Raw genomic sequence first — 2,555 nt, forward strand, 5'->3', positions numbered from 1 at the left:
CGGTCGTCCTCGCAAAACACTCATGTGGGATACCCCAGCCGAGCGAATCCGTGATCTACTAATCCCGGCCTAAACCACCGCAGTGTTGCAACGACTGCTTGAAACCGCCTGCTCACTGAAATTCCCCACCCCGGGTCGCTTCCGCTCATAGAAGCGGGCCTTCCTCGATGCTGATGGTCTTCGACCACGCACCAGCTCGAGAAAGGCCCTACTCCTATGCTTTCAGAGGAGGACGACGTGGACATCCACGCGCTCAAACGGCAAGGGATGACGATCAGTGAGATCGCCCGCCGCACCGATCACGACCGCAAGACCATCCGCGCTTATCTCGCCGGCCAGCGCACCCCCGGAGTGCGTCAACGCGCAGCCCCGGACCCGTTCGACGCGTTCCTCGACTACGTCGCCGCCCGGCTGAAGGAGGACCCGCATCTCTGGGCGGCGACGCTGCTGGACGAGCTCGTCCCGCTGGGCTTCGAAGGGTCCTATCAGACCCTGACCCGCCAGATCCGGGACCGGAGCTTGCGGCCGGCCTGCACCGCTTGCGCGCACGTGACCAAGCGGCCCAACGCGATCATCGAGCACCCGCCCGGCGAGGAGACCCAGTTCGACTGGGCCGAACTGCCCGACGCCCCAATCGGGTGGGCGTTCCCGACCAAACGCGCCTACGTGCTCGTCGGGTCGCTCGCGCACTCGGGGGTTTGGCGGGCGGTGATCTCCCCGTCGATGGACCTGCCCCACCTGCTCGCGGCGATGACGGTCCTGCTGGGCCTGCTCGGCGGGGTGACGAAGACCTGGCGGTTCGACCGGATGAGCACCGTGCTGAAGGCCGGGACGAGTGATCTGACGCCGATGTTCGCCGCGTTCTCCAAGCACCACGCCGTCACCGTCGTCGCCTGCCGGCCCCGGTCGGGCAACCGCAAGGGCGTGGTCGAGAAGAACAACCACACCGCCGCCCAGCGCTGGTGGCGCAACCTCCCCGACGACGTCACCCTCGAGCAAGCCCAACAACGCCTCACCGCCTTCGCGACCCGGCAGGACGGTCGGCGGCGTGAGGGCCGAGACGGGTCCACAACGGCCGCTGTCATGTTCGCCGCGGAACGGCTCCGACCGTTGCCGCCGACGCTGTTCCCGGTCGTCGTGACCGAGCAACGCACCGCAACCCGGCAGGCACTGATCGATTGGCGCGGCAACCGCTACTCGGTCCCGCCAGAACTGGCCGCATCCCGCGTCGTCGTCCACCAACGCCTCGGCGCGACGACCATCGACATCGCCACGGTCTCTGGCGTGGTCCTCGCCCGGCACACCGTTGCGGAGGCTGGCCTCGGGGTCACGATCCGCGACAGCGGACACATCACCGCCCTCGAGACCATCGCGATGGCCGCAGCACCTCCCGGCCAGCCGCACCGCAAGAAGGAACGCATCCCGCCGGGCACCGCGGCCCGCCGCGCCGCGAGGGCACTGACCGGCAGCGCCGAACCCACCACCGTGATCAGCCTGGCCGCCTACGAGACGGCCGCGAAGAATAGGAACACCCTCCGATGAACACCACATTGACCACCTCGACGACCCGGCCGGCTACGGCCAGCACGACCCCGGCGAGCGTCTATCAACAGCTGCGCGGCCACCTGACCGAGCTCAAACTCGCCGACGCCGCCGAGGCCCTGCCGAGCGTCCTGGACCAGGCCCAGGCCGAGGGCTGGAGCCTCACCCACGCCCTCGAGCGACTGCTAGCCATCGAGGTCACCGCGACCGACGCCCGCCGCCCCTCCGGCCGGTTCCGCTTCGCGAACCTGCCCACCGGCGCCCCCCTCGACGACTTCGACCTCAACGCCGCCTCCGGCATCGACCGCAACCTGCTCGCCGAGCTCGGCACCTGCCGCTACCTCGAGACCGCGACGAACGTGATGCTGATCGGCCCGCCCGGAGTCGGGAAAACACACATCGCCACGGGCCTTGGCCATGCCGCGGTGACGGCCGGTTACCGCACCTACTTCACTTCCGCAGCGGACCTCGCCGCCCGCTGCCACCGCGCCGCGATCGAGGGCAAGTGGGGCACGATGATGCGCTTCTTCGCCGGCCCAACGCTGCTCGTGATCGACGAACTCGGCTACCTGCCGCTGCCCGCCGAGGCCGCGTCGGCGCTGTTCCAGGTCATCAACCAGCGCTACCTGAAAACGTCGATCGTGATCACCACGAACCGGCGCGTCGGCGCCTGGGGCGAGATCCTCGGCGACACCACCGTCGCAGCCGCGATGCTCGACCGGCTACTCCACCGATCCGTCGTCGTCACCCTCGACGGCGGCTCCTACCGACTCCGCAACCACGCCGCCCAATCCAACGAACTCCGCCGCGTGACAACCGGCACAAACTTCCGCTAACCTAACCCCGCGACCCGGGGCGCTTCAATGAGCAGGACTGGGGAATTTCGCTGAGCGCCGTCACTAGGTGTACTTCCCATTGACGTTGTGAACGCGGTCGATGGGTGATTTGCCGCCGATGCCGGTATGGGGCCTGTGGTGATTGTAGCTATGGATCCAGTCTTGGTATGCGTCGGC

3 protein-coding genes are annotated in these 2,555 nt (G+C 68.1%); 2 read left to right on the forward strand and 1 reads right to left on the reverse strand.

The genetic code is table 11. The annotated features are described in order from the left end of the window. Positions 1-216: 216 nt before the first annotated feature. Positions 217-1,542 carry an IS21 family transposase gene (gene istA / locus E3T28_RS01395; protein ID WP_134427192.1) on the forward strand — a complete coding sequence of 442 codons (1,326 nt, stop codon included), beginning with the start codon at positions 217-219 and terminating at the stop codon, positions 1,540-1,542. After that, complete coding sequence (gene istB / locus E3T28_RS01400) at positions 1,539-2,378, forward strand: IS21-like element helper ATPase IstB (protein ID WP_134427194.1); 840 nt, start codon at positions 1,539-1,541, stop codon at positions 2,376-2,378. The genes istA and istB overlap by 4 nt, the downstream gene beginning before the upstream one ends. Before the next feature lie 63 nt (positions 2,379-2,441). Here the strand turns inward: istB and E3T28_RS01405 are convergent. After that, a partial coding sequence (locus E3T28_RS01405; protein WP_166786889.1) for an integrase core domain-containing protein occupies positions 2,442-2,555 on the reverse strand: 114 nt, incomplete at its 5' end.

The organism is Cryobacterium sinapicolor (genome assembly GCF_004403465.1).
GTDB lineage: Bacteria > Actinomycetota > Actinomycetes > Actinomycetales > Microbacteriaceae > Cryobacterium > Cryobacterium sinapicolor.

Bases quoted from the DNA above. Each gene is read 5' to 3' on its own strand.
- istA (WP_134427192.1), top strand. From the start codon at position 217: ATGCTTTCAGAGGAGGACGACGTGGACATCCACGCGCTCAAACGGCAA.
- istB (WP_134427194.1), top strand. From the start codon at position 1,539: ATGAACACCACATTGACCACCTCGACGACCCGGCCGGCTACGGCCAGC.